Below are 25,659 nucleotides of genomic sequence, written 5' to 3' on the forward strand. Positions count from 1 at the left end.
TCCGATCAGGGAGCGGGGGGAGGCTCTTCTCGTCCAGCCGGTTTCGCGAGCATCCGCTCGCGAAGAGAGTCGTAGACCGGCGGCGACCCGGACAGATGGGCGACGAGCACCGCGGCGGCCGTCGCGGCCAGCATGGGGAGGGCGACCGTCGTCGTCGCGGTCATCTCCATCACGACGACCATCCCGGTGAGCGGGGCCCGGACGACCGCGCCGAACAGCGCCGCCATCCCGGCGAGGATCATCGCGCCCCGAAATCCCGATGCTCCTGAATCCGGTTGTTGCACAATGATGTCGGCGACCTCGGCGAAGGCGGCACCCCACAGGGCGCCGAGCGCGAGCAGCGGTGCGAACAGGCCACCCGGTGTGCCCGCGGCATAGGAGAGCGGACCCGCGACGAACCGGACGAGGAAGAGCGCGACGAGTGCGGGGAGTACGACACCGCCGTCGACGACCGCCTGGGTGAGGCCGTCCCCGCCGCCCGCGGTGCGAGCGTCGAGGGCGAGAAGCGCACCGATCACCGCGCCGATCAGGGCAGCGCGACCGATCGGCGGCACCCGCGAGAACCGGCCGACCCAGCCGAGGGCGCCGAGAACCATTCGGCTGTAGGCGATCCCGATGACGCCGGACACGAGCCCGAAGACCACGAAGACGGGCAGCACCGTCACCGACGGCACGTCGAGCGAGGGCACGTCGAACTCCGGGCGGTCTCCCAGGATGACCCGTCCGGCGGCGACGGCGGCCACCACGGCGAACACCGTCGGCACCACGAGGCGCAGCCGGACCGAGCGGCCGACCTCCTCGAGTGCGAAGAGCGCGCCGCCGATCGGAGCCGTGAACGCCACTGCCAGTCCGGCCCCGCTGAGCGACGTCTGCATCACCCGGACGTCGGCGTCGTCGAGACCGCCGCGCCGGCCGGTTTCCGCACCGACGACCGAACCGATGTGCACCGTCGGGCCTTCCCGGCCCAGCACGAGTCCGGAACCGATCGCGGCGAGCGCGCCGACGAACTTGGCCGGGATGAGGCGCAGGGGCGCCGGTGACGCCTCCCCGCGCTCGACGGCCTCCACGTGTTGGATACCGCTTCCCGCCGCGGTCGGCACCAACCGGACTGCGAGCGCGCCGAGCGCCGCACCGGTCGCGGTGACCGCGATCGGGATGAGCCACCCGGGGACACCGAGTCCCGCCGACCAGTCGAGCATCTCGACCCGCCAGCGGTCCAGGTGGTTCAGGCACCAGCGGAAGGCGCCGCCCAGCACACCGGTCACGAGCCCCGCCACGACGGCCAGCACGCACAATCGCACCAGGCCCCGATCGGCAGGCTGAGGCGAGGTCACACGTGGACGCTACCCCGCGTCGGGCATCACACCGGCTGAATCAAACGCCCCTGCACCACAAGCGAGGCGTTCTGCTTCAGCCGGCGCATCCGGATGCTGACCGAGTACCCGGTGACGCCGCCGATCGCGGCGACCCGGGTGCGCAGATAGTCGTGGAAATGCGCGGTGTCCCGGCAGATCACCGACACCATGAGGTTCCACTCGCCGCTGATCGCCGCCGCGAACGCCACCTCGTCGTGAGCCGCAAGTTCGGTGCCCACCTGATCGAGAGCCGAGGGGGTCACCGTCAACCACAGCGTGGCGCTCAGGTCGAAGCCGAGCCGGTCGGGGAGGATCTCGACGTCGTAGAAGAGCGCACCCCCGCGCTCGAGCGTGCGCAGCCGGCGGCGCACTCGTCCGACCGTCCATCCGCAGATCCGAGCCAGTTCGCGGTGCGCTCGCCGACCGTCCTGGGTCAGCGCGTCGATCAGCACGGCATCGTCGGCCGTCAACCGCGCGCCACCCGCCGGGGCATCCGACGACGGATCGTCCTGCTCGGAGTCCTCCGGCATGTCGTCGACCACGGCAGCCGCAGCGGAAGCGAGGAGGTCGCGGTCCCGATCAGAGAGGTGGCCACCGAATCCGGTCCACCTCGACGCGGGGTGACCGGGATCGAAGGCGTGCAGGACGAGATCGATGCGGACGTCGGTCACCGAGGCTCGGGCGGGGAACGTCTTGGCGATGGCCTCCTCACCGGCCATGCCGAGCGGCGCCCGGATGAGACAGATAATCTCCGCACCACCGGACGCGACATACGCGAAGGCGACATCACGTCGGCGGGCGAGCGAGGACGCGAGCGGTTCCAGCCGGTCCGGACGGCACCGCACCCGCGCCACCCACTCCGACTGGCCGCGGACGGACGGCTTGATGATCCCGACGACCTTCATCACGCCGGCCCGCCGCATCGCCTGGTAGCGGCGCGCCGCGGTCTGCTCCGAGATCCCGGCCACCTCACCCAGCTGGCGGAACGTCGCACGCGGCGACACCTGCAGCGCACGGAGGATCGTGCCGTCGATGTCGTCCATGGTGGAGGAAGTGTATCGCCGCGCGACCCACAGTGCAGTATCGATACCGGCACTCGGGATCTGTGCGTGGTTTCGTAGACGCGGACCAGACAATGAACTCCTGCGCCGTTCGGCGACCCTTCATCGACCTGCGAAAGCGAGCGCGTTGACCGCGACCATCTCCCCCGTTCCCACCGGCGTACCGACTCCCCCGGCACGTCGGACGGCCACCGTCGTGATGGCCTGCCTCGGCGTCTTCGTCGCCTACCTGCCCATCACGAGCGTCGCCGTCACCCTGCCGGCGATCGGCACCGCTTTTGGCGCCTCGACCGCCCAGTTGTCCTGGGTACAAGACGCGTTCGTCCTGCCGATGGCCGCATTCATCCTCACCGCCGGAGTGTTCGGCGACGTGCACGGCCGTCGCAAGGTCTATCTGGTGGGCCTCTGCCTCACGGCGTCGGGCGCGTTGGTGGCGCTGTGTGCGCAATCGATCAGCATGGTGTGGATCGGACAGGCGCTCGCCGGAACGGGCGCGGCCGCCCTCCTGCCCACGACCCTGGCACTGATCAGTCACGCGGTCCCCGACTTCCGGGAACGGGGCAAGTTCATCGGCATCTGGGCGTCGGCGCTCATGCTCTCGCTGACCGTCGGGCCGCTGGTCGCGGGTCCGGTCGCCGAGTCCGCCGGCTGGCGATGGATCTACCTGCTGCCGATCCCGATCGCCCTCATCGCGCTGGCGGTGGCCGCGACGATGCTCCCGGAATCCCGCGCACCCCATGCCCGTCGCCTCGACTGGTCCGGCCAGATCTCGGCCGCGATCGCCGTCACGGCACTCGTCTTCGGCGTCATCGAGGCCGGCGTCTACGGCTTCGGCGACCCCCGCGTCGTCGTCGCGCTGCTGGCCGCCGCGGTCGCCGCAGTCGGGTTCGTCGTCATCGAAAAGCGTTCGGCGAGTCCGATGCTCGACCTCGACCTCTTCCGGAGCCGCGCCTTCACCGCCACCACCCTGGTCGCGATGATCGCCTTCCTGGCTCTGATCGGGTTCATCTTCGTGCTGAGCATGTATTTCGCGCTGGTGCAGCAACTCGGCACCGTCGAGGCCGGTTGGCGGCTGGCCCTCATGAACGGCGCCTCGATGCTGGTCGGCGGGCTCGCCGGCAAGATGATGCATCGGATTCACGCCCGGTTCCTGATCGGCGGCGGACTCCTGATGGTCGCCGGCGCCCAGTTCGCGCTGCTGACCCTCGACGCCCACACCTCCTTCGCCGCCATCTCGTGGCGTCTGGTCGTGCTCGGGCTCGGAATGGGACTGGTGATGGCGCCGATGACCGCGACCGCGGTGTCGGCGGTGCCCTACCACCTGTCGGGGATGGCCGCAGCCGGGAACAACGCCTTCCGTCAGGTCGGCGGCGCGCTCGGCCCGGCCGTGCTCGGCGCCCTCTTGACCGCCGGTGCGGTGAACTCGTTGCCGCAGAAGCTGATCGATGCCGGTGTCGCCGAGCCGGTACGTGACCGGGTGATCGGCGCGGTCGACACCGAGGGCCTGGCCGCCGCGAGCGGCCTGAACCTCGGCGCCGACGCCCCGGCCGTGATGAACGCCGTCGGCGACGCCTTCCTCGACGGAATGCGTCTGTGCCTCACGTTCTCCGGCGTGCTCACCGCGGCCGCTGCGATCCTCGCACTCGTGATGCTGCGCCCCGGGCGGGCCGTCGAGGAGCAGCCGGCGGGCTGACCGCCGGTCGGTCCGTCAGCTCCGGCGGCCCCCGACGAGTGAGGTGACGTAGCGCGCCGGGACGTCGAACCACACCTCGCGCACCGGGGCCTGCTGGAGCACCGAGCCGGGCAGCTCGGTCAAGTAGGTCAGACTCAATGTTCCGCTGAAGTCGGGGTTCACGCGCTCGAGCGCCGGGATCTCGATGACGAGCCCGCCGTCGTCGATGACCGCGCGGACCATCGAACCGCGCGGGGTCGTCCACTCGTGGTCGATGGCACGACCCGCCCGACCGGGCACGCTCGACATCGTCGCGAGGACGCGTCGGGGCGTCAGGACTACAGCACCGGTGAAGGGCCGGACGTTGCCCTGCGCCGATCGACCGGGCACTTGCCCGCTGAATCTCAGTGTCACGGGCACGAATTCGACGATGAGGTACGCGCCGTCGGAGACGACCTGCGCACGGAGGTCGTCTGGGAGCTTGCCGATGCCGAGCATCCGGCGCAGGGAGGCCACCGCCACACCCTAGATCTCGGGACGCCGCGTCGTCAGGAGAACGCCGCCGCCACGTCCGCGGCGCGCCGGAGCTGATCGGGGTCGGTACTCGTCGGGATGAGTTGCACCTCGTCGGTACCGATGTCGGCGAACCGCCGCAGCACCTCGGCGAGCTCGGTCTCGGTGCCCGCCCACCCGGTGGTGGGCGCGATCGCGTCGACGAACTCCGACGGGATCCAGTTCATGTAGTGATGCAGGTGCCGGGTCACCTGCGCTCGGGGACCGTCGCCCTCACCGATCGCGAACCAGAACGACGTCGCGAGATGCGGCGCCGCCCGACCGGCATCCGCCCACGCCGACCGCGCGACGTCGAAGAGTTCGTTCTGCTTGCCGGCATCGAGATCGAGGGTGACCCCGGCGATTCCGTCCGCCCACTCGACCGCACTGCGGATGGTCTTCGGCCCGGTGGTCCCGACGTGCAGTACCGGACCGCCCTTACGATGCGGCGGCGGACCGACCGGCAGGACCGACTCGGTGAGTTTCTCCCCGGCCCACACCCGTTTCATCGTCGCGGCGCGTTCGGCCAGTTGGCGCATGGTCTGCGTCGACGGGTCCGCGCCGACGGCCCGGTAGTCCTCGTGTCGCCCGCCGACCCCGAGTGCCACGGTGAGGCGTCCTCCCGACAGCATGTCGCCGGTCGCCAGCGACTTGGCGAGCATCACCGGGTCGTGCAACTGCGGCACGACGACCGTCATCACGAGCGGCACCCGTCGCGTCCACGCCGCCAGCGCGCCGAGGAACGTCAAGCATTCCGGATTGTCGAACGCGATGCGTTCACCCCAGCACAGCGAGCTGAACGGACCGTCGTCGATGGTGGTGGCCCACGAGTGGAGCATCTCGGCGTCGAGATCCGGCTCCATCACAGGCATGGTCATCCCGATGCGCACGTGCGTCATTCTGACACGGACACACCACGCCCGGGCGCGATTCGCAGATGTCGCGCATCGTCGCGGGATACGCAACGATGCGCGACATCTGTTGTGTCAGTGCTGGTTCCGCCCCGGACTCCCGGACGCGGCCCGCCCCACGTGCGCCGACCGCACCGGCGAGTTCTTCAGTTCACGCAACGCCGTCCGCAGACCCCGTCGCTTCCCGGTCTCCGGGTCGACGCCGAAGTGGTCGCTCATCCCCTCCCGGATCGCGAAGCGCAACTCCGACGCGGTCTCGGGCGCATCATCCGACGTCGCCTTCAACAACGAGTTCGGCAGTGCCAGCTTCGCGATGGTCCGGAACGACTGGGCATACTGACCCAGGAGGGTCCCCGTCGTGTACGGCAGGTCGTATTTGTCACACAACTCGCGGACACGCACACCGATTTCCTCGTACCTGTTGCTCGGCAGGTCGGGGAACAGGTGGTGTTCGATCTGATGACTGAGGTTCCCGCTCATGAACCGCATCAGCGGTCCGGCCTTGAAGTTGGCCGATCCCAGCATCTGACGCAGATACCAGCGCGGCTGGTCCTCGTTCTCGAACTCGTCGACCGTGAACTTCTCGGCTCCGTCGGGGAAGTGACCACAGAAGATCACCATGTACGCCCAGTAGTTCCGGATGATGTTCGACGTGAAGTTCGCGGTGAGCGTCGTCTTCCAGTTCGGACCCGCCAGAGCGGGGAAGATCAGATAGTCCTTGGCCGCCTGTTTGCCGACCTTGGTGCCGATCACCCGGAGATCCTTGGCCGCCTGACGGTAGGTCTTCTCCTTGTTGCGCAGCTTCTCCGTCTCCAGATGATGAAGCGCCACACCGTATTCGAAGAACGTGCCGAGCGTCAGGTTGTAGATCGGGTTACCGACGTTCCACCACTCCCAGGGCTGGTCCCGGGTGACGCGCAGGATTCCGTAGCCCACGTCGTCGTCCATCCCGACGACGTTCGTGTACTTGTGATGGACGAAGTTGTGCGAGTGCTTCCACTGCACGCTCGGGCAGGTGGTGTCCCACTCCCACGATGCCGAGTGCACCTCCGGATCGTTCATCCAGTCCCACTGACCGTGCATCACGTTGTGGCCCAGTTCCATGTTCTCGATGATCTTGGCCAGCGAGAGCATCGCGGTTCCGGCCGCCCAGGCGACCTTCTTGTCGCTGAACATCAGGGCGAGCCGGCCACCGGCAGCCAGACTGCGCTGCAGGGTGATGGCCCGCCGGATGTACTTGGCGTCGGCCTCGCCGCGCGACTCCTCGATGTCCCGGCGGATGGCGTCGAGTTCGGCGCCCAGGGCCTCGACGTCGGCCTCGGTGAGATGTGCGTACTGATCGATGTCGGTGATGGCCATGAAGCCCTCCTAGATATCGAGAGTGCATTCACCAGACACGGCGCTGATGCATGTCTGGATTCGTTCTCCTTCGCGACGTTCCTCGCCGGTGCGCAGGTCGCGCACGTAACCTCCGGCGAGGGGGACGACGCAGGTCTGACAGATACCCATCCGGCAACCGAAGGCCATCTGGATACCCAGGTTCTCGCCCGCCTCGAGTAGCGTTGTGGCGCCGTCGATCTCGGCCTCCTTGTCCGAGATCGCGAACTTCACGGTGCCGCCCTCACCACCGTGGTCGGTGCGGGCGATGGCGAACCGCTCCACGTGCAACCGCCCGCGCAGGCCACCGTCCTCGTAGTGGGACTCCATCGCGTCGAGCAGCGCCACCGGACCACAGGCCCAACACTCGCGTTCGCGCCAGTCCGGCGCCCACTCGTCCATGCGAGAGACGTCGAACTTGCCCATCTCCTTGGTCAGCTGGAGATTGAGGTCGTAGTCGTCGGCCTCGTCGGCCAGCTTCTCCATCTCGTCGAGAAAGATCACGTCGTCGCGGGTGGGCGCGGAGTGGATGTGCACGATGTCCGGTGTCTGACCGTGCGAACTCAGCTGTCGCAGCATCGCCATGACGGGAGTGATCCCGCTTCCGGCGGTCACGAACAGGATCTTGCCCGGAACCGGCTCGGGCAGATGGAAGTCGCCCTTGGGCGACTGCAGCCGGATGATCGTCCCCGGGCTGACGCCGTCGACCAGGTGCGACGACAGGAATCCGTCGGGGTTCGCCTTGACCGTGATCGCGATGGTCTTGTTCTCGTTGGCGCCGATGGACGTCAGCGAGTACGACCGCCAGTGCCACTTGCCCTCGACCTGCAGCCCGATACCGACGTACTGGCCCGGTTTGTACGACTCGGGGAACCCCCAGCCCGTCCGGATGGTGACGGTCGCGGTGTCGTCGGTCTCCTTGGACACGTCGAGCACTTTGCCGCGGAGCTCGCGCGCGCTCCAGAGCGGATTGATCAGGTGCAGATAGTCGTCGGGCAGCAGCGGGGTGGTCGCTCGGGCCACCAGACCCCGGATGATGTTGACCTCCGGTTTCCGGGCCTCGACCCCGGCCGCCGGCCGCTTGCTCCACTTCAACAGGTTCACTCAGACTCCTCCCCTAGAAATCCCCACGGCTGGAGTTACTGACCGGTATTACCCTTCGGTGCACGACTGTACACATCAAACGGTGACCGCGATCACAAGATTTGATACTGGCAGGTCACGACCGGTGCCGCGACCCGTTCGGTCACCAGGTGAAGGCGCCGCCGGTCCAGATGCCCGTCGCGATCAGCGCGAAGAGGAGTTCGATGCCAATCGTCTTCACCGCCGCCTTCAGCGCCGAGAACGCGCCCCGCCACGCGCCGTCGAAGCTGCGCGTGCGGACGAGTTCCGATGCCAGCGCACCCACGATGAAGCCGAGCAGCAGGCCGATGACGGGGACGACGAAGAAGCCGACGATGCCGACCAGGCCGCCGACCACGATCGTGCGGTTCGGGATCGCGTCCGCGCGCAGCGACCGGCCCGCGATCAGATACTTGAGCACCTCGCCGATGCCGATGACGACGATGGCCAGAGCGAACACCGACCAGGCCCAACCACCCACGACGAGGGCCCAGACGAACAGTGCGCCGACGATGAGCAAGGTGCCGGGCAGGATCGGCACGACGATGCCCACCAGGCCCACCAAGATCACCGCTGCGACCAGCAGCTCACCCCAGAACGGCACCCGGACCTCGTCCGATCACTCGCCGGGCTTCGACGACGCACCGGGGCGCGCGTCGGCGGGCCGGTCGTCGGTCTTGACCATCGAGGTCATCGCCGGGGCCTGATCGTGCGGGGCCTGTTCCTGCGGGGCCGGCCGTGGCGGCGGGCCCGCCGGACGCGGCGGGATCCCCGACGGGGGAATCGGTGCGGGCGGTACGGGGCGCGGCCCCCCGGCCGGCCGCGGTGCGGGTGGCCGGGGCCCGGGCGGCGGTCCCGGACGACCGGGCGGCGGTCCCAGCGGCGCACCCGGCGGTTTCGAGACACCGGGAGGCGGACCCACGGGTCCGCGCGGCGGGCCGACCGGGCCGGGCGGTGGCCCGGGGCGTCGCGGAGGCGCCGGGGACGGGGTCGGCGGAAGGGTGGCGGCCTTGCGAACGGCTGGACGGCCCGGCACGGGTGTGACGAGCGACGCGGCGCGGACGGCACGCTCACGCGCGACCGGCACGTCGTCGGCTGTCGCGGTGACCACGCCCATGCGCCGGCGGTGGAAGCTCTCGGGCTTGCCGAACAGCCGGATGTCGGTCTCGGGTACGGCAAGTGCGGCGGCGACGTTCTCGAAACCGATCGCCGGCTCGTCGAGTTGCCCGTAGATGACGGCCGAGGCACCCGGGGACGCGAGCGTGACGTCGACCGGGAGACCGAGGATCGCGCGGGCATGCATCTCGAACTCGGACAGTCGCTGGGTCGCCATCGTGACGAGGCCGGTGTCATGGGGCCGCGGACTGACCTCGGAGAAGTAGACGTCGTCGCCCTTGACGAACAGTTCGACGCCGAAAACGCCGCGCCCGGCCAGCTTTCCGTCACCGAGGGCGGTGGCGATGCGCGCCGCGATCGAGGTCGCCGAGGCGTGCGCGTCGGTGCTCATCTCATGGGGCTGCCAGCTCTCCACGTAGTCGCCGTTGATCTGCCGGTGGCCGATGGGCGCACAGAAGTGGGACGTGAGCCGGCCGGTGGCCGGATCGATCGCACGAACCGTGAGAAGGGTGATCTCATAATCGAATTCGACGAAGCCCTCGACGATGACGCGACTGCCCTGCACCCGACCGCCGGTGTTCGCGGTCTCCCAGGCCGAGGCCAGCTCCTCGGGGCCCCGCACGACCGACTGTCCCTTGCCCGACGACGACATGACGGGCTTGATCACACACGGGAACCCGACCTGGCGGGCCGCGACGGTGACCTCCTCTAGAGTGTCGGCGAAGAGATACGGCGACGTCGGCAGCCCGAGTTCCTCATCGGCGAGACGTCGGATTCCTTCGCGGTTCATGGTGGCGACGACCGCGCTCGCGGTGGGGATGACCTCGGCTATACCGCGTTCGGCGACGTCGACGAGGGCCTCGGTGGCGATCGCCTCGATCTCGGGCACCACGTACGCGGGACGATGCTTGTCGATGACCGCGTGCAGGGCGGCGGGATCGGTCATGTCGATGACCTCGGCATGGTGGGCGACCTGGTGGCCGGGCGCGTCGGCGTAGCGATCGACGGCGACGACCTCGACGCCCAGTCGCTGGAACGCGATCACGACCTCTTTGCCGAGTTCACCTGCCCCGAGGACCATCACCTTGGTCGCGGTCGGACTCAGCGGCGTGCCTATGACGTCCGGCGGCCCGGTCGTCGGCGCCGGCTGGGCTGCGCTGGGCGCACTCTCGCTGTTCGACGTCATCCTCAAATCCTACTTGCCGCCAGCACAGATCTCGGCGCACTCCTCCACCTCGTCGAACGCACCGGGAACCGTCGCGTGGTCATCCCGTCACCTCGTGCACGTAGCACCAGCGCCACACCTCGTCCGGTTCGGCCGAACGCATGACCGGGTGTCCGGTCTCGTGGAAGTGACCGGTCGCGTGCCGTCGCGGGCTCGAATCGCAACAACCGATGTGCCCGCACGTCAGGCACTTCCGAAGATGTGCCCAGTGGGTCTCGCCGATCGCGACACAGTCCTGGCAACTGCGGTCGTCGCCCGATGCGGGCGCCGGGTCGGCGGCCGGCGCGGCGTCGAACGACTCCAGTTCGACGCAGCGCGCCGTGGTCGAGGCGTCGGAACCAGACCCCGCCGGCCCGGACGCGGCCGCGGACGATGACTTCCGCCGAAAGATCTTCATGCCCGACATTATCCATCGGGCCGGCGCGATTAGAGTCGCTCGAATGGGCGCATCGCTACTGCTGGTCGCGGTCATCGCCGTGGCGGTCGCCGCGTTGTCTCGTCGCTATGGCTGGTCCTCGCCGCTGGTGCTGGTCACCGTCGGTCTCGGGATCGCATGGATTCCCGAGTTGCCCTCGGTGGCCCTGGAACCCGAGCTCGTGCTCTTCCTCATCCTGCCGCCGCTGCTGTACTCGGCCGCGCAGGAGAGTTCATATCAGGCGTTCCGCGCCAACTGGCGTGCGATCGGATTCCTGGCGGTCGGCCTGCCGCTGGTGACGACCCTGGTGGTCGGATACGTCGCATACCTCGTCGTCCCCAATCTCCCGCTCGCCGCGGCACTGGTCCTCGGCGCGGTCGTCGCGCCGCCGGACGCGGTGTCGGCGCAGGCGATCGGCCGCCGGCTCGGTCTGCCGCGCCGGATGATGACGCTGCTCGGCGGCGAGAGCCTGCTCAACGACGCGACGGCCCTCACCGCGTTCCGGATCGCGCTCGCCGCGGCGGTGGGGGCCACCGCGACGGTCGGCGAAGGGGTCCTGACGTTCGCGGTGGCCGCCCTCGGCGGCCTGATCGTGGGCCTCCTCGTCGGGGTGGTCGTGTCCTGGGTGCGTGTCTGGCTCACCGACCCGCCGATGGAGACCGCCATCGGCATCATCGTCCCGTTCGCCACGTACTACGCGGCCGAGGAACTGCACGGTTCGGGTGTCATCGCGGTGGTCACCGCCGGTCTCTACCTCGGCCACCGATCGGTACGGCTGGGCTATGCGACGCGCCTGCAGGACGAGGCGGTGCGCAAGTCGATCGACACCATCCTCGAGTCGTTCGTCTTCTTGCTCATCGGGCTCCAGCTGCCCATGCTCATCGAGGGTGTCGAGAACGAGTCGTGGACGCAGATCGCCATCGACGCCGCGGCGGTCCTGGCAGCGACGATCCTCGTGCGCATCGTCTGGGTCTACCCGGCGACCTATCTGCCCCGGCTGCTCTCGCGACGGATCCGCGACCGCGAGCCGCCGCCGAGTCCGGCGTCGGTGTTCGTCGTCTCCTGGGCCGGGATGCGCGGCGTGGTGTCACTGGCCGCCGCGTTCGCCATCCCCGTCTACACCGAGACGAACGAACCGTTCCCCGCCCGCGCCGAGATCCTGTTCCTGACCTTCGTGGTCGTGGTGGGCACACTGCTGATCCAGGGCACCACCCTGCCCTGGGTCATCCGCTTCCTCGGGGTGAGCGGCGACGAGCGCGCCCAGGACCGGCTGGCGTATGCGGCCGCGCAGGACCGTGCGTCCCGGGAATCCGAACGACGCCTCGACGATTACGCCACCGAACTGTCCGACGACGATCCGCGCCGGCTCCAGGTGGCGATGCTGCGCAAGTGGATCACCACGTAGCGCAACGTGGCCTGGGAAGAACTCGGCCGCGGTCCCGAGGACCTCGGCGAGAGTCCGACGTCCGCCGGGGCACGACTCCGGACGGAGATCCTGCAGATCCAGCGCGCGGTCTTCATCGCCGAACGCGACGCCGGACGCATCGACGACGAGGTGCTGCGAATCGCGTTGCGCCGGCTCGACTTCGCCGAGGGACAGGGCGACCGGGATCCCTAGCTCCCTGAGGAGCCCGGAGCTTGCGGGCGACACCCCCCTCGCTCCCTGAGGAGCCCGGAGCTTGCGGGCGACCCCCCTCGCTCCCTGAGGAGCCCGGAGCTTGCGGAGGGCGTCTCGAAGGGTCCCCCATCCGAACGAACCCGGGGAGTTCTGCCCATTCCCACTCGACAAGCCCTGTCCTACCTTCGCTCTCATGAACACGACCATCACCCGCCTGGCCACTGCCGGCGCTTCCCTCGTCCTCACCGCCGGCGCGCTCACCGTCGGCACCTCGACCGCGGTCGCCGCGCCCTCGGCACCGTCCTGCGATGCCGGACAACGGACCGTCACCTCCGTCGTCACCGACCGGTCGGCGGCGTCGATCTGTCAGTGGCGCGCCGACGGCACCCTCGAATACCGGGGTGTCGCGCGTTCGAGTGGGAACACCCTGTGCATCCCGGTGTCCGAGGTGCACGTGCAGGAGAACGGCAGCGGCCGTCACTACTACGTCGCCTACAACAACGGGTACAAGTACTCGGTCTTCGACGGACTGGGCCTGAGCATCGTCGGCCCGGACGGGCGGTTGATCAGCTCCGAAGACGCGATCGGCTGAGCGAGGCCCTCACTCGTCGTCGACGAATGCGGCGAACACGGTCGTCTCCTCGGTCCGGCCGCGCAGCGAGGTGGTCTCCTGCTCCTCCCACCGCTCGGCCTCGTCCCGCTGCGCGGCCTTGACCGCGCGTCCGGAGGCCAACGGCCGCCGCGGATCCCGTTTGGCCAGTTCCGACAGGCGGGCACTCTCGTTGACCGGGTCGCCGATGACGGTGTACTCGAATCTCTCGATGGCACCGACGTTCCCGGCGACCACGGCCCCGTGGCTGACCCCGATACCGGCCGACAGGTCGGGCACCTCCTCGGCCAGGCCGCGGGCGATGTCGCGCGCGGCGGCGAGCGCGCTGCCCGCGGCGTCGTCGAGATCGATGGGTGCGCCGAAGATGGCGAGCACCGCGTCGCCCTCGAATTTGTTCACCAGGCCGTCGTGTTCCTCGACCGCCCGCACGATGACCGCGAAGAACTTGTTGAGGATCTCGACCACCTCGGTCGGGCGTCGTTGCGCGGCAAGCGTCGTCGAACCGATGACGTCGACGAACAGCGTGGCGGCGAGGCGTTCGGTCCCACCGAGTTCCGGGTTCGACGACATGGCCGCCTCGGCGACTTCGTGGCCCACGTGGCGTCCGAAGAGATCTCTGATGCGTTCTCGCTCAAGGAGTCCCGCGACCATCGAGTTGAAACCCACCTGGAGGTCGCCGAGTTCGGTGCCGTCGTAGACGACGAGGTCGGCGTTGTCGAGGTCACCGTCGCTGACTCGGTTCATCCCGGCGCGCACGCTGCGGATGGGGCCGGTGACGCTCATGCTCGACAGCAGCGTCAGCAGCAGGCCGGTGAAGAGTGCGGTGACCCCGAGGACCGTGGCACCGACGAACAGGTCGAGCTTGGAGGTCTCGTCCCGCGCGAGCCCGAAGGCCAGCACCAGCAGGATGCCGATGATCGGGATCGCCGAACCCACCATCCACGAGACGACCGAGCGCGCCTTCACACCGGTGCGTTTGCGTCGACGGTGTCCGGCCGAGATCAGTTCCGCCGCAACGGGACGCAGCGTGAAGTCGATGAACAGATACGAGATCGCCACCACCACGACGCCACTGAGGCTCACCACGAACAGCGTCTTCGGGATCAGCTGCGGATCGACGATCCCGTACATGATGGTGAGCATCACGGTGGCGATGCCCCACAGGAATCCCTGCACCAGTGACAACCGCCACGGCAGCCGCATCGTCCGACGGGCATCGCGCTTGGTCGGCGCGACGTCGCGGATCGCCCAGCGCAGATCACGGACGCCGACGTAGGTGCCCCATCCGATTCCCACGACGAAGGCTGCGGTGATGTAGACGGGCACCACGATGAAGTTGACCCACCACAGTTCGGCGGTGAAGATGGTCGGCTGCGGGATGCCGACCGCGGTGAGCGCGACCGCGACGATCGCCCCGAACAGGTTGGCCACCACGATCGACGCGGTCAGCAGCGTCTGGATGCGGACCCGCTGTTTGACCGAGCTCTCGCCGACGGAGCCGAGCAGGATGGACCCGTAGTCGCGACTCCCCCGCTTGGCACGCATGGGCACTAGCTAATCACGAGCCGACCGCGATTCCGCGACGAGCTCGCCGAGCGGAGCATCACCCCGCCCCAACCCTGCTCCCTAATCCGAAAAAGCGACCCCATTGCTCCCTGAGGTGTGAGGAGCGATAGACGGTATGAGGGCCTTGGGGCCGAAGGCCTCAAGCTGCAAACACATCGTGGGTTGCTGCTGCTGAGTTCACACTCGGCGGTAGCACCACATTGCAGATCAGGAGGCCTCCGGTGATTGTTCAGGGTACAAGTGTCGGATTGGATGTTCACGCACGCTCGGTGGTCGCTCACGCCATCGATGAAGACACCGGGCAGGTGATTCGGGAGACCTTGGTCCCTGATGCGGCGACCATCGTCAGCTGGCTACAAGGCCTGGCCCCGCCGGTGCGGGTGGCCTATGAGGCCGGTCCGACCGGCTTTGGATTGGCGCGGGCGATCACGGCGGCCGGGATGGAGTGTGTGGTTGCCGCGCCCTCGAAGCTGCAGCGGCCAGCCGGGGACCGCGTCAAGACCGATGCCCGAGACGCTGCACACTTGGCGAAGTTGCTGCGCCTGGGCGAAGTGGTGGCGGTCAGTGTTCCTGAGGTGGGCACCGAAGCCGCACGGGATCTGGTCCGCGCCCGCGAGGACGCCCGCAGCGACTTGATGCGCGCTCGGCATCGATTGTCCAAACTGCTTCTGCGACAGGGGATCGTCTACTCCGGCGGGAAACCCTGGACCGGTGTTCATCAGCGGTGGCTGCAGCGTCAACGTTTCGAGCTGCCGCTGCTGCAAGCCGCCTTCGACAACGACCTGGACGCGGTGTTGAGCGTGACCGCCCGCCGTGACCGCCTCGATGAGCTGATCGAGCAGACCGCGGCCACCGATCCGTGGCGGGCGGTGGTCACCCGGCTGTCGTGTCTGCGGGGCGTGTCGACGCTGACCGCGTTCGCTTTGGCGGTCGAGATCGGCGACTGGTCACGGTTTAGTGGCGCCACGATCGGCTCCTACGCCGGGTTGGTGCCCTCGGAATACTCGACCGGCGGGACCCGCAGTCAGGGATCGATCACCAAGGCCGGTAACGCCCACGTGCGGCGGCTATTGGTCGAGGCGGCCTGGCAACACCGACGCCCCTACGCCACACCCGGACAGACCATGCGCCGCCGGTGGGAGGCTGCTACACCGGCTGCCCGCGCCCGTGGCCATGCCGGCAATCGTCGGCTACACAAGCGCTGGCAACAATTCGACCGCCGCAGCAAACATCCCTGCGTGGCCAACACCGCGATCGCTCGTGAGCTCGCCGGCTGGTGCTGGTCGCTGGCGGTGCTCGACGACTAACCAGCACTGACACACAATCTTGGCCACCCGTCGCGGGACTCCCGCTGTGGTGAACAGGGAACGAATCCACGGCGTCGCTATGTGCGCCAGCACTTTTGGGTGCACGGTACGCACGTTTACATAGACCCGTCGGCCAGCGTTTTCATCTCCTGTCGAACACCGTTGAGCGGTAACCAACCCGCGTATATCAGTCCGACAACACCGTCGCGAGTAACGACCACCACACACCGCGGCGGGTGGCCAACCCCACAACAGCCCCTGAGAAGGAGGCAATTTCGCCATGGGACTTGACAGAGCAGCACTACATATCAGCGACGAGCCACGAAGGGCCTGGTGAGACACGTTGCGAGCCCTTCGTGGCTCGCTTCGCTCGCACCTCAGGGAGCATGAAATCAGACGCTCACGGGTGTTCTTTCGTAGACCTCGACGGCCGCCAAGCCGCCGAAACCCCAGGAGCGAAGGGTCAGACGATCTCGCGCCGCACGATCGTCTGGTCCCGTCCCGGACCCACGCCCACGCACGAGATGTGCGCACCCGAGAGCTCCTCGAGCCGCAGGATGTAGTTCTGCGCGTTCTGGGGCAGTTCGTCGAAGGTCTTGCACTGGGAGATGTCCTCCCACCAGCCGGGCATCTCCTCGTAGATCGGCTTCGCGTGGTGGAAGCCGGTCTGGGTCATCGGCATCTCCTCGACGCGCTCACCGTCGACCTCGTAGGCCACGCAGATCGGCACGGTGTCGAGGCTGGAGAGGACGTCGAGCTTGGTGAGGAAGTAGTCGGTGATGCCGTTGACGCGGGTCGCGTAGCGGGCGATCACGGCGTCGAACCAGCCGCAGCGGCGGGCGCGACCGGTGGTGACACCCACCTCGCCGCCGGTCTTGGCGAGGTAGGCGCCCCACTCGTCGAAGAGTTCGGTGGGGAACGGTCCCGAGCCCACGCGGGTGGTGTAGGCCTTCAGGATGCCCAGGACGGTGGTGATCTTGTTGGGTCCGATGCCGGCGCCGACCGCGGCGCCGCCGGCGGTCGGATTCGACGACGTCACATACGGATAGGTGCCGTGGTCGACATCGAGCAGGGTGCCCTGGGAGCCCTCGAGCAGCACCGTCTCGCCGTTCTCCAGGGCCTGGTTGAGCAGCAGCCGGGTGTCGGCGATGCGGTGCTTGAATCCTTCGGCCTGCCCGAGGACCTCGTCGACGACCTGCGCCGGGTCGAGGGCCTTGCGGTTGTAGATCTTGACCAGGATCTGGTTCTTCAGCTCGAGCGCCGCCTCGACCTTCTGGGTGAGGATCTTCTCGTCGAGGACGTCGGCGACGCGCACGCCGACGCGGGCGATCTTGTCCTGATAGCAAGGGCCGATGCCGCGGCCCGTGGTCCCGATCTTCTTGTTGCCCAGGAAACGCTCGGTGACCTTGTCGATCGCGACGTGGTACGGCATGAGCAGATGCGCGTCGGCGGAGATCAGCAGGCCGGAGGTGTCGACGTCGCGGTCCTCGAGGCCACCGAGCTCGGTGAGCAGCACGCCGGGGTCGACGACCACGCCGTTGCCGATCACGTTCTGCACGCCCGGCGTCAGGATGCCGGACGGGATGAGGTGCAGCGCGAAGGATTCCCCGGTGGGCAGTACGACGGTGTGCCCGGCGTTGTTGCCACCCTGGTAGCGGACAACCCAGTTGATCCGCCCTCCGAGGAGGTCGGTCGCTTTGCCTTTGCCCTCGTCACCCCACTGGGCTCCGATAAGCACGATCGCGGCCATGTCCGCTACTCCTTTGTGTGGCGCGCTTGGGACCAAACCTGACCAACACTACTGGGTCGACGCGCTCGATACGCTATCCGCGTGCCGTTTGCCCTTCTGAGCCAGACCAGCCGCGCCGACGACAAGAAGGCCGTCCGCGCCGCGGTCGCCGACGCCCTCGCCGATCCCGACGTCACCCGACTCGTCGTCGAGCCGCGCGTCGCGGAGCGCTTCGCACCGACCGTGGCGCACGAGAACGACATCTTCCTGTCCCAGGTGCTGGCCGCATTGATGGTCACCGAACGACTCGACGTCGAGATCGCATACGTCTCCGCCGAGGCCACGCCCGCGACGCGTCGCTACCGGTTGCCGCACGGGCCGGCGGCGCGCGAGCTCGCCGAACACGGCACCGCGGTCGCGGTGCCGCTCATCCGCGACGACGCCGCGACCGTCATGGTCGGCAGCGCGCGTCACCTGGGCGCCGAGGGCGCGAAGCTGCACGGTGAGACCTACGTCGACAACGAGCGACTTTTCGACGGCGAGGTGCGTTCGATCCTCATCGAACCGACCGTGACCGCACCCGGCCTCCGCGCGCAGGTGGAGCGGATGTTGTTGCCGGGCAGGTGGTTCACCGGGCGCGCGTGCCAGACGGGAGGCACCAACGTCGTCGTCGAGCGCGAGGGCGTCGTGAACCCGCGCGTGCTCAAGCGGTCGACGTTCTACCGCCACGTCACCGATCTCCTGCTGGTGCGCCCCTGATCCGCGACTCAGCCGACCGGCCACGCCTGCGGGCCCGTCGTGAGGTGGAGATCGTCGCGCCGGATGAGCGTCGTGGCCACGACACTGATGACCGCGGTCAGCACGAGGTAGCCGGCGGCGAGCCACGGTGACCCACCGGCCGCCCCGATCAGCGCGGTGAGGATCAGCGGCGTCAGACCCGAGGCGTAGATGCCGGAGAACTGGTAGACGACCGACAGGCCGGTGTAGCGCACCGGGGTCGGGTACAGGCTCGCGAACAAGGTGCCCTGCGCGCCGTAGAAGAGTGCGTGGATCACCCCGAAGACGATCACCAGTCCCACGGCGAACCACAGCAGGTTCGAGGTCCCGAACAGCGCGAAGACCGGATAGACGGCCACGCCGTAGGCGGTGATCCCGATCAGGTAGATCGTCTTGGCGCCGTACCTGTCGGTGAGCAGTCCGGAGAACGGGAGCAGGGCCGCCATCACGAGCGAGGCGATGGTCACGGCGACCAGCACCGGGACCTTCTCCATGTCCAGTTCGGTGGTCGCGTAGGCGATCGCGAAGACGCCCCAGGTGTTGAAGGCCGACCCCTCACCCCACCGGGCGAGGAGGCCGAGGACGGTGTTGCGCGTGTTCGGCGGGACCACGACGTCGCGCAGTGGTGCCGTGGACTTCTTGGCGAGCTCGGCCACTTCGGCGAACGCCGGCGTCTCGTCGACCTTCAACCGCACGACGAACCCGATGACCACCAGGACGATGCTCACCAGGAACGCGATGCGCCAGCCGTAGGTCAGGAACGCCTGCTCGTCGAGGGCCACCTGCAGCAGCGCGAACACTCCGGTGCCCAAGGCGAGTCCGAGGGCAAGGCCGATCTGCGGGATGCTCCCGAACAGACCGCGCTTGCCGTCCGGGCTGTGCTCGACCGACAGCAGCACCGCACCTGCCCACTCCCCGCCCAGCGCGAAACCCTGCGCGATGCGCAGGAGAAGCAGGAGGATCGGGGCGAGCACACCGACCGTCTCGGCGGTGGGCAGCACACCCATCAGGGCGGTCGCGACGCCCATCATCACCATGGTGATCGCGAGCGTGCGCTTGCGGCCGATGCGATCACCGATGTGCCCGAAGACGACTCCGCCGATCGGGCGCACGACGAAGCCCACCGCGAACGTCGCGAAGGACAGCAGGGTGCCGACGAACGAACTCTGGTCGGGGAAGAACAACTGGTTGAACACGAGGCTCGCCGCGGTCGCGTAGAGGAAGAAGTCGTACCACTCGACCGTGGTGCCGAGAAGGCTTGCGGCGATCAGCGTGAACGAAAAGTTGCGGTCGGCGTCCGCACCTCGCCGTCGCCACGGGAGGGGCGGTCGGACCTCAGCGGCCCGCGGCGAAGTAGTCGTCGAGTGTCACCATGCGCAGCTTGCGATTTCGGATGATCTCGACGAGTTCCGGATACACCTTGGTCACCGGTTCGTGATTGGCGTGGCCGATGACGATGCTCTGCGGACGGAAGTACTTGCGCGCGCAACGGATGAGGTACTTCTCGGTGATCAGGCCGGAGTCGGACAACGAGCCGTACCAGAGGGTCGGCACCGTGTAACCGAGGTCGGCGGCCACCGCGTCGACGCCAGCGTCGTGGTACCCGAACGGCGGGCGATAGTACGGCGTCCCGTCGACACCGAACTGGTTGCGGAGGAACCGTTTGGTCCGCCGCAGTTCGTCGGCCACCCCGCGCGAGGACAGCTCGGTGAGCGCAGGATGACTCCACGTGTGGTTGCCCAGCTGGATCTGGCCGGACTCGACGAGCGGCCGCAGGGTGCTGCGGTGGTCGGTCCAGCCGTCGAATGAGCCGGTGACGAAGAAGGTGAACCGGGCACCGGTGTCCCGGGCGAACTTCACATAGGCGCCGATCACCTCCGAGCTCGCGCCGTCGTCGACCGTGAGCGCGAGACACCGGCCGGGACCGGGCAGTGCGGTGATGGCCCCGTCGGGCAGCGGTCGGCGGGTTCCGACCGCCGGCGGCAACAGTCCCGACGACGGGACGGGCGTCGTACCGGTCGGCCGCGGGGTGGACGGCTCGGCCGGGTCGATCTCGGCCGCCGGGACCGGCGTCGCGCAGCCCACAAGGGCGCTCGAGGTCAGAGCCCCCACGGTGCCGGCGGCGAGCGCCGCGAGAAAATCGCGTCGTTCCATTCGCCGCAATGTAGGGCATAACCGACATTCACGGCGCCACGACGCACGGTCACCAGGTCATCTCGTCACGACATCGCCGCTGGTGGTCGTCGGGATCGATCTGCACCGTCGCATGCTCGAGGCCGTGACGGGCCAGGACGGCCTGCGCGGCGGGCAACACCTCACCGTTGGGCCGACTGCTGCCGAGGTGGACGGTGGCCACGTCCATCCCGGTCGTGAGCGTCCAGACATGGAGGTCGTGCACGTCGTCGACGACGGGGATGTCGGCCAGGTCGGCCCGCAGCGCCTCGACGTCGACGTGGGCCGGCGCCTGCTGGTTGAGGATCCGCAGCGCGTCGAGCGCGAGCCGCACTGCCCGCGGGACCACCCACAGCGCGATCAGCACCGCGACGACGATGTCGGCGTACCCCCAACCGGTCGTCATGGCGACGACGCCGGCGATCAGCACGCCGACGCTGCCCACGGCGTCGGCCAACACCTCCAGGTAGGCGCCGCGAACCGCGATCGACTCCTTGGCGTCCGCCCGCAACAGCAGCATGACCCCGAGATTCACCAGCAGGCCGATCAAGGCCACCACGATCAAAGTGAGGCCCGGGACCTGCGGGTCGCTACCGATACGCTCGACCGCCTCGTACAACACGAAGACCGCGACGCCCATCAGCAGGACGGCGTTGGCGACGGCGGTGAACACCTCGGCGCGATGCCATCCGAAACTTCGGGTGTCGGTGATCCGCCCGTGCCGGCCGAGCAACAGCGCGATCAGACCCATGACGAGTGCGACGACATCGGTCAGCATGTGCCCGGCGTCGGCGATCAGCGCGAGCGAGTTCACCAGGATGCCGGTGACGAGCTCGACGACGAAGTAGCTGCCGATCAGCCCGACCGCCAGCACCATCGGCCAGAGCCGACGCTGCCCCGCGGTCCCGGCGGCGGGCGCGTGCGAGTGCGAATGTGAGTGCCCCATGATGCCGGTCAATATATGCAGAAGTTCGCATATGTGGCAACAGGCTGGTCAGCTCCGCAGCGTCGCCAACGCGGAGGACCGGCGCAGACCCGCGGTCATCAGCAGGTCGACGAGCAGCGAACGGATCTCGGCGAGCAGCGCGGCCTCCGACAGTTCGCTGTTGGTCACCAGATCGGCACGCGCCTTGCGCACGATGCTGCGGATCACCCGCGCGGCATCGGCCTGATCGGGTTCGTCGCCGGGGTCGGCCATCATCATCGCGCGTAACACCTCGAACGCCCCGGCGAGATCGTCGATGATCTCGATCAGCTCCGGCTGCACCGCGACACCCCGCTGGGTGAGGCCGAGGGAACGCCGGGCGATGATCCGGAAGTTGCGGACCGCGTTGTCGATGGGGTCGGCCGTTGCCGAGATCCGGTCCAGCCGCATCCTCGATCCCCAGTACAGGGGCGAGATGCGGGTGACCTCGCGGCCGCCGGTCATGTCCGATCGCATCTTGTTGATCTCGGCCTGCGTCCCGCGACCGGATTCCAGGGCGGCCGCGATGAGCTCCTCGTCGCGTTCGCGGAGTCCGGTGGCCAGCTGGCGTGCCGCGTCACGAACGGTCGCCAGGACGCCCGCCGCGTCGCGTCGCGCCCGGCTGGCCGGGTTCACCGGCAGCAACGCACCCACGAGAATGCCCACCAGCCCGCCGATGAGGGCGTCGATCGCGCGATGGAAACCCGCCACCCCACCGGGCGGGAGGAGCGTCGCGACCAGCGCGGCCGACGAGGCGGCCTGCATGGGGACGAGCGGTCCGTCGTCGAGGAAGACCGCCACCGTCATCGCCAGTGCGACGACGACCATGATCTGCCAGGCGCCTTCGCCGACGAGACTGATGAAGAGGTCGCCGACGAGGATGCCGATCGCGACGCCGCCCACGAGTTCGGCGGCCCGGCGCCAGCGCTGTCCCAGAGAGAGGCCGAGCGAGATCACCGCGGCGATCGGCGCGAAGAACGGATCGGGATGATCGAAGATCTCCACCGCGATCCACCACGACGCCCCCGCCGCCAGCGCGCACTGGACGATCGGGACCAGCGACACGCGCAGCCGGCGCAGGCGGCTCTTCAGAGGCGCGGGCATCGCGTTGAACACCCGGCGCGGGTACGACGGGTTCGCGGCACTCGGAGCCATCAGGCGGACGTCATCCGCAGGTGACCGATCGACTCGGTGCGATCACACGAGGCCGAGTTCGGCGGCCGCGCGCGGGTCGCTGTCGTTGAGCAGGTCGAGGCAGCGCAGGTGCTCGTCCTCCTCGCCGATCAATTCGGCGGCCCGGGCCAGTGCCCCGACGCAGCGGAGGAAGCCGCGGTTGGGTTCGTGACTCCACGGCACCGGCCCGAAACCCTTCCAACCGTGGCGTCGGAGCTGGTCGAGGCCGCGGTGGTAACCGGTCCGGGCGTAGGCATAGGCCGCGATGACCGCGGCGGTGTCGATGTCGTCGCCGGCGGAGGCCGTCTTCGACGACTCGAGAGCCGCCTCGGCCAGGTAGGCCCAGGCGATCGAGGCGGTCGGGTGTGCGGCTGCGACCGCGGCCGGCGCGGCGCCGTTGAGCAGGTCCGATTCGGCGTCGTCGTCCCCGGTGAGCAGAACGGGTTGCGGGCCGAGTAGATCTCCGAAAGACGTCATGTCCTCTATTCAAGCACCGCCTGCGGACTCCGACGCCGTTCGCTCGCGGCGGCCGGCGCCCATTCGATCAAATGCCCTAGTGCTGGACCGCCGGGCCGTTCGCTAGGGTGAATGGCGCAATCGGTCCTGCTGCCCGCCGCTGAACGGCGACGCCGGGCGGCCGGGCCGTAGTCGTGCACAGGCGAGATGCGGGGTGATTCAGTCGATGGCGCGATCCGACAGGCCGAGAGCCGCTGTCACCAAGGCTCTGTCGACGCTCAAGCAGGTGCGGGACGAGCGCCGGGCTCGTCAGACGGACACGCGGCCGACCCCCGATACTGTTCCGACCGGCACCGACGCCGCTCCACCCAGCACCAGCAGAGAGGGTCACGAGCCACCCGTGGACGATCCCACCGAGAACGAGACCGCCGACGACACGGCCGCCCCGACCGAGGCGACCCCAGCGGAGTCCACGACAGACGCGTCCACGTCCGAGGAGACCACCACGCGCAAGGCAGCGACCGACAAGGACGCGACGGACAAGGACGCGCCGGACAAGGATGCGAAGCAACCCGCGGCACCCACCCCGAGAGGTGGGCGTGGGATCGACGGCGCCACCCAGATCATCAACCGCGACAACCTCCCGTCCGCCGAGGACCTCGAAGACCTGGACGACATCGACCCGCTCAGCGAGGCGCCCGACGCCGCGGAGACCGACGGAACCGAGCCCGGCGACGCCGAGGCCGCCCCGCCGGCACCGGCCCGGCTCGGCCCGAGCGACTCCGCGACCACCGTCATCCGTCGCTCTGATCTCCCGGACGCCGCCGAGCTCGAGGACCTCGACGACATCGACCCGACGGCCCCGGAGCCCGAGGCAGCGTCCGCCGGAGAAGAGAGCGCCGACTCCACGACCGAGGGCTCCGACGCCGAGACCGCGTCCACCGAGTCCGGCTCCGCACCCGAACCCGAGTCGGACCAGGACACCGGTGCGGACGCCGAACCGGTGCTCGCCGACGACGACACGGACCCGTCGACGGGCACCGCGGTCAGCGCCGGTGTGGCCGCGGCGGGCGCTGCGGCCGTGGCAGCCGGAACGACTCGTGACTCCGACGACGAGGCCGAGTCCGAGTCCGTGGATACCGACGTGGCGCCAGACGAGGCAGCGACGGACGAGGCGGCAGCAGACGAGGCAGAGGCGCACCAGGACCCCGTAGCCGACTCGGACGCCGAGAACGAGCCGGCCGAAGCCGAGGGCGTCGAGGCAGAGGGCGCAGAGGCCGAGGGCGTCGAGACCGAACCAGCACCGGGGGAGCCGGTCGCGGAACAGCCTGTCCAGGATGAGACCCCCGCGGACGCGGCGACAGCAGACGCCTCGACAGCAGACGACTCGGCCGTGACGGAGGTCGACTCGCCGACCGAGACCGACGCTGCCGCCGACGTTGACTCCGACGCCGACTCCCCCACCGAGGCGATCGCCGTCCCGACCGGCGAGAACACCGACGCCACCGAGCCGGACAACGCCGACACCGACACCGAGGACGAGGACGACTCCGGTTCGGACGCGGCGACGGCCGTCATCCCGGCGGCAGTAGCGGCATCCGCCGCCGCCAAAGCCCGGACCGAGCCCGACGCGCCGGCCGACGACGACGCGCGGACGACCCCGGAGCCGGCCGTGGCCGCGTCGACCGCCGGATGGACGACCACCGACCGCGAGCCCCAGGTCATCCCGGGCAGTGACCCCAAGGCACCGCGCAAGAAGCGCGGCAAGGGTCTGCTGATCGCCGCGGCAGCGATCGTGGTGGCCATCGTGGCCGTCGTCGGCGGTATCTTCGCCTACAGCAGCCTGCAGGCACCGGCGCCCGCGGACGAAGCCGCGACCGTGGCCATGGACTACACCACCGCGCTCTACGAGGGCGACCTCGAGACCCTGCGATCGGTCACCTGCGGTGAACTCAATGCGTTCTACACCGACTTCGACGACGCCGCGTACGAGCGGACCTACGAGGCCCAGCGGTCTCGCAACGAGCTCGTACAGACGCAGGGAATCAACGCGGTCCGGGTCGTCGAGGGCGGAGATCAGGCCGTCGTCGAAGTCGTCGCGGTGCACACCAACGCCCCGGACCAGCCCGAAACCGTCACGCTGAACCTGCAGCGCGACGGCGACGACTGGAAGGTGTGCAACCCCACGTGACGAGCGGACACCGGCCGGGCCCGCCGCCCGGACCGGGTGGCCGCTCCACGCCGGGTTTCTACACCCCGCCGTCCCGTCCGGTGGCACCCGCCGCATCGGCGCCGCGGCCGCGTCCCGCCGCGGACAACCGTCTCGAGGAGAACCGGGTACCGAGCACCCGGATCCGGCCCTATCCGGTCGAACCGCCGCGGCGATCGCGGTCGCGTGTCGACCCGGCCGTCGTGATCGCGGCGCTCGTGATGGTCGCACTCGCGGCTGCGGTCGTCGTCGGACTCGCCATCACCTGAACC

The 25,659-nt window shown here is 68.9% G+C and carries 21 protein-coding genes and 2 pseudogenes; 7 read left to right on the forward strand and 16 right to left on the reverse strand.

The genetic code is table 11. The annotated features are described in order from the left end of the window. Positions 1-5 precede the first annotated feature (5 nt). Positions 6-1,334 (reverse strand): ClC family H(+)/Cl(-) exchange transporter, encoded by a 1,329-nt coding sequence (locus tag GR168_RS19025; protein WP_159371423.1) that lies wholly within the window; start codon positions 1,332-1,334, stop codon positions 6-8. A 26-nt stretch (positions 1,335-1,360) separates the two neighbouring features. Continuing rightward, positions 1,361-2,398 carry an AsnC family transcriptional regulator gene (locus GR168_RS19030; protein WP_159371424.1) on the reverse strand — a complete coding sequence of 346 codons (1,038 nt, stop codon included), beginning with the start codon at positions 2,396-2,398 and terminating at the stop codon, positions 1,361-1,363. Positions 2,399-2,543: 145 nt separating this feature from the next. On the opposite strand from GR168_RS19030, the gene GR168_RS19035 reads away from it, so the two are divergent. Next, entirely contained in the window at positions 2,544-4,109 is a 1,566-nt protein-coding gene (locus GR168_RS19035) for an MFS transporter (RefSeq protein WP_159371425.1), read from the forward strand. Positions 4,110-4,124: 15 nt separating this feature from the next. Here GR168_RS19035 and GR168_RS19040 read toward each other — a convergent pair whose 3' ends face one another. From GR168_RS19040 to GR168_RS19070, 7 genes are all read right to left on the reverse strand, one after another. Continuing rightward, positions 4,125-4,604: a hypothetical protein gene (locus GR168_RS19040; RefSeq protein ID WP_223258887.1), complete on the reverse strand. Its 480-nt coding sequence runs from the start codon at positions 4,602-4,604 to the stop codon at positions 4,125-4,127. 32 nt (positions 4,605-4,636) lie between these two features. After that, complete coding sequence (locus GR168_RS19045; protein ID WP_159371426.1) at positions 4,637-5,518, reverse strand: LLM class flavin-dependent oxidoreductase; 882 nt, start codon at positions 5,516-5,518, stop codon at positions 4,637-4,639. Positions 5,519-5,626: 108 nt separating this feature from the next. After that, the gene (locus tag GR168_RS19050; RefSeq protein WP_159371427.1) at positions 5,627-6,910 is read right to left on the reverse strand and encodes a fatty acid desaturase; all 1,284 of its coding nucleotides are present in this window, start codon (positions 6,908-6,910) and stop codon (positions 5,627-5,629) included. A 9-nt stretch (positions 6,911-6,919) separates the two neighbouring features. Continuing rightward, positions 6,920-8,032 carry a ferredoxin reductase gene (locus GR168_RS19055; RefSeq protein WP_159371428.1) on the reverse strand — a complete coding sequence of 371 codons (1,113 nt, stop codon included), beginning with the start codon at positions 8,030-8,032 and terminating at the stop codon, positions 6,920-6,922. 142 nt (positions 8,033-8,174) lie between these two features. Beyond that, positions 8,175-8,654 carry a DUF456 domain-containing protein gene (locus tag GR168_RS19060; protein ID WP_058249871.1) on the reverse strand — a complete coding sequence of 160 codons (480 nt, stop codon included), beginning with the start codon at positions 8,652-8,654 and terminating at the stop codon, positions 8,175-8,177. A 15-nt stretch (positions 8,655-8,669) separates the two neighbouring features. Further along, positions 8,670-10,352: a formate-dependent phosphoribosylglycinamide formyltransferase gene (purT, locus tag GR168_RS19065; RefSeq protein ID WP_159371429.1), complete on the reverse strand. Its 1,683-nt coding sequence runs from the start codon at positions 10,350-10,352 to the stop codon at positions 8,670-8,672. Between the two features lie 79 nt (positions 10,353-10,431). Further along, positions 10,432-10,788, reverse strand: a complete 357-nt coding sequence (locus tag GR168_RS19070; RefSeq protein ID WP_159371430.1) for a UBP-type zinc finger domain-containing protein — start codon at positions 10,786-10,788, stop codon at positions 10,432-10,434. A 43-nt stretch (positions 10,789-10,831) separates the two neighbouring features. Between GR168_RS19070 and GR168_RS19075 the strand changes: the two are divergent. Both GR168_RS19075 and GR168_RS19080 read left to right on the forward strand, forming a co-directional pair. Further along, positions 10,832-12,424 (forward strand): annotated as a pseudogene (locus tag GR168_RS19075) (Na+/H+ antiporter). 193 nt (positions 12,425-12,617) lie between these two features. After that, complete coding sequence (locus GR168_RS19080; RefSeq protein WP_159371431.1) at positions 12,618-13,016, forward strand: hypothetical protein; 399 nt, start codon at positions 12,618-12,620, stop codon at positions 13,014-13,016. 9 nt (positions 13,017-13,025) lie between these two features. On the opposite strand, the gene GR168_RS19085 is transcribed toward GR168_RS19080, so the two are convergent. After that, positions 13,026-14,579 carry an adenylate/guanylate cyclase domain-containing protein gene (locus tag GR168_RS19085; protein WP_159371432.1) on the reverse strand — a complete coding sequence of 518 codons (1,554 nt, stop codon included), beginning with the start codon at positions 14,577-14,579 and terminating at the stop codon, positions 13,026-13,028. Between the two features lie 242 nt (positions 14,580-14,821). Between GR168_RS19085 and GR168_RS19090 the strand changes: the two genes are divergently transcribed. Then, the gene (locus tag GR168_RS19090; protein ID WP_137808695.1) at positions 14,822-15,907 is read left to right on the forward strand and encodes an IS110 family transposase; all 1,086 of its coding nucleotides are present in this window, start codon (positions 14,822-14,824) and stop codon (positions 15,905-15,907) included. Between the two features lie 463 nt (positions 15,908-16,370). Here GR168_RS19090 and GR168_RS19095 read toward each other — a convergent pair whose 3' ends face one another. Next, the gene (locus tag GR168_RS19095; RefSeq protein ID WP_065629574.1) at positions 16,371-17,657 is read right to left on the reverse strand and encodes an adenylosuccinate synthase; all 1,287 of its coding nucleotides are present in this window, start codon (positions 17,655-17,657) and stop codon (positions 16,371-16,373) included. A gap of 81 nt (positions 17,658-17,738) precedes the next feature. On the opposite strand from GR168_RS19095, the gene GR168_RS19100 reads away from it, so the two are divergent. Beyond that, positions 17,739-18,395: a hypothetical protein gene (locus tag GR168_RS19100; protein ID WP_159371433.1), complete on the forward strand. Its 657-nt coding sequence runs from the start codon at positions 17,739-17,741 to the stop codon at positions 18,393-18,395. Between the two features lie 8 nt (positions 18,396-18,403). On the opposite strand, the pseudogene GR168_RS19105 reads toward GR168_RS19100, so the two are convergent. The 5 genes and pseudogenes from GR168_RS19105 to GR168_RS19125 all read right to left on the reverse strand — a co-directional run. After that, positions 18,404-19,687 (reverse strand): annotated as a pseudogene (locus GR168_RS19105) (MFS transporter); the annotation flags it as partial. Between the two features lie 61 nt (positions 19,688-19,748). Further along, a complete protein-coding gene (locus GR168_RS19110) occupies positions 19,749-20,567 on the reverse strand; it encodes a polysaccharide deacetylase family protein (RefSeq protein ID WP_159371434.1) in 819 nt (272 codons plus the stop codon). Positions 20,568-20,616: 49 nt separating this feature from the next. Next, positions 20,617-21,531, reverse strand: coding sequence for a cation diffusion facilitator family transporter (locus GR168_RS19115; RefSeq protein WP_159371435.1), 915 nt, complete (start codon positions 21,529-21,531; stop codon positions 20,617-20,619). A gap of 48 nt (positions 21,532-21,579) precedes the next feature. Beyond that, the gene (locus tag GR168_RS19120; protein ID WP_137809975.1) at positions 21,580-22,704 is read right to left on the reverse strand and encodes an FUSC family protein; all 1,125 of its coding nucleotides are present in this window, start codon (positions 22,702-22,704) and stop codon (positions 21,580-21,582) included. 42 nt (positions 22,705-22,746) lie between these two features. After that, positions 22,747-23,199, reverse strand: coding sequence for a DUF3151 domain-containing protein (locus tag GR168_RS19125; protein ID WP_065629570.1), 453 nt, complete (start codon positions 23,197-23,199; stop codon positions 22,747-22,749). A 379-nt stretch (positions 23,200-23,578) separates the two neighbouring features. On the opposite strand from GR168_RS19125, the gene GR168_RS19130 reads away from it, so the two are divergent. Both GR168_RS19130 and GR168_RS19135 read left to right on the forward strand, forming a co-directional pair. Further along, a complete protein-coding gene (locus tag GR168_RS19130) occupies positions 23,579-25,369 on the forward strand; it encodes a hypothetical protein (RefSeq protein ID WP_137809976.1) in 1,791 nt (596 codons plus the stop codon). Continuing rightward, positions 25,366-25,656: a hypothetical protein gene (locus GR168_RS19135; RefSeq protein ID WP_238994940.1), complete on the forward strand. Its 291-nt coding sequence runs from the start codon at positions 25,366-25,368 to the stop codon at positions 25,654-25,656. Before GR168_RS19130 ends, GR168_RS19135 begins: the two co-directional genes overlap by 4 nt. Positions 25,657-25,659 lie beyond the last annotated feature (3 nt).

It is taken from the genome of Gordonia sp. JH63, from assembly GCF_009856645.1.
In the GTDB taxonomy this organism is placed as follows: Bacteria; Actinomycetota; Actinomycetes; order Mycobacteriales; family Mycobacteriaceae; genus Gordonia; species Gordonia hongkongensis.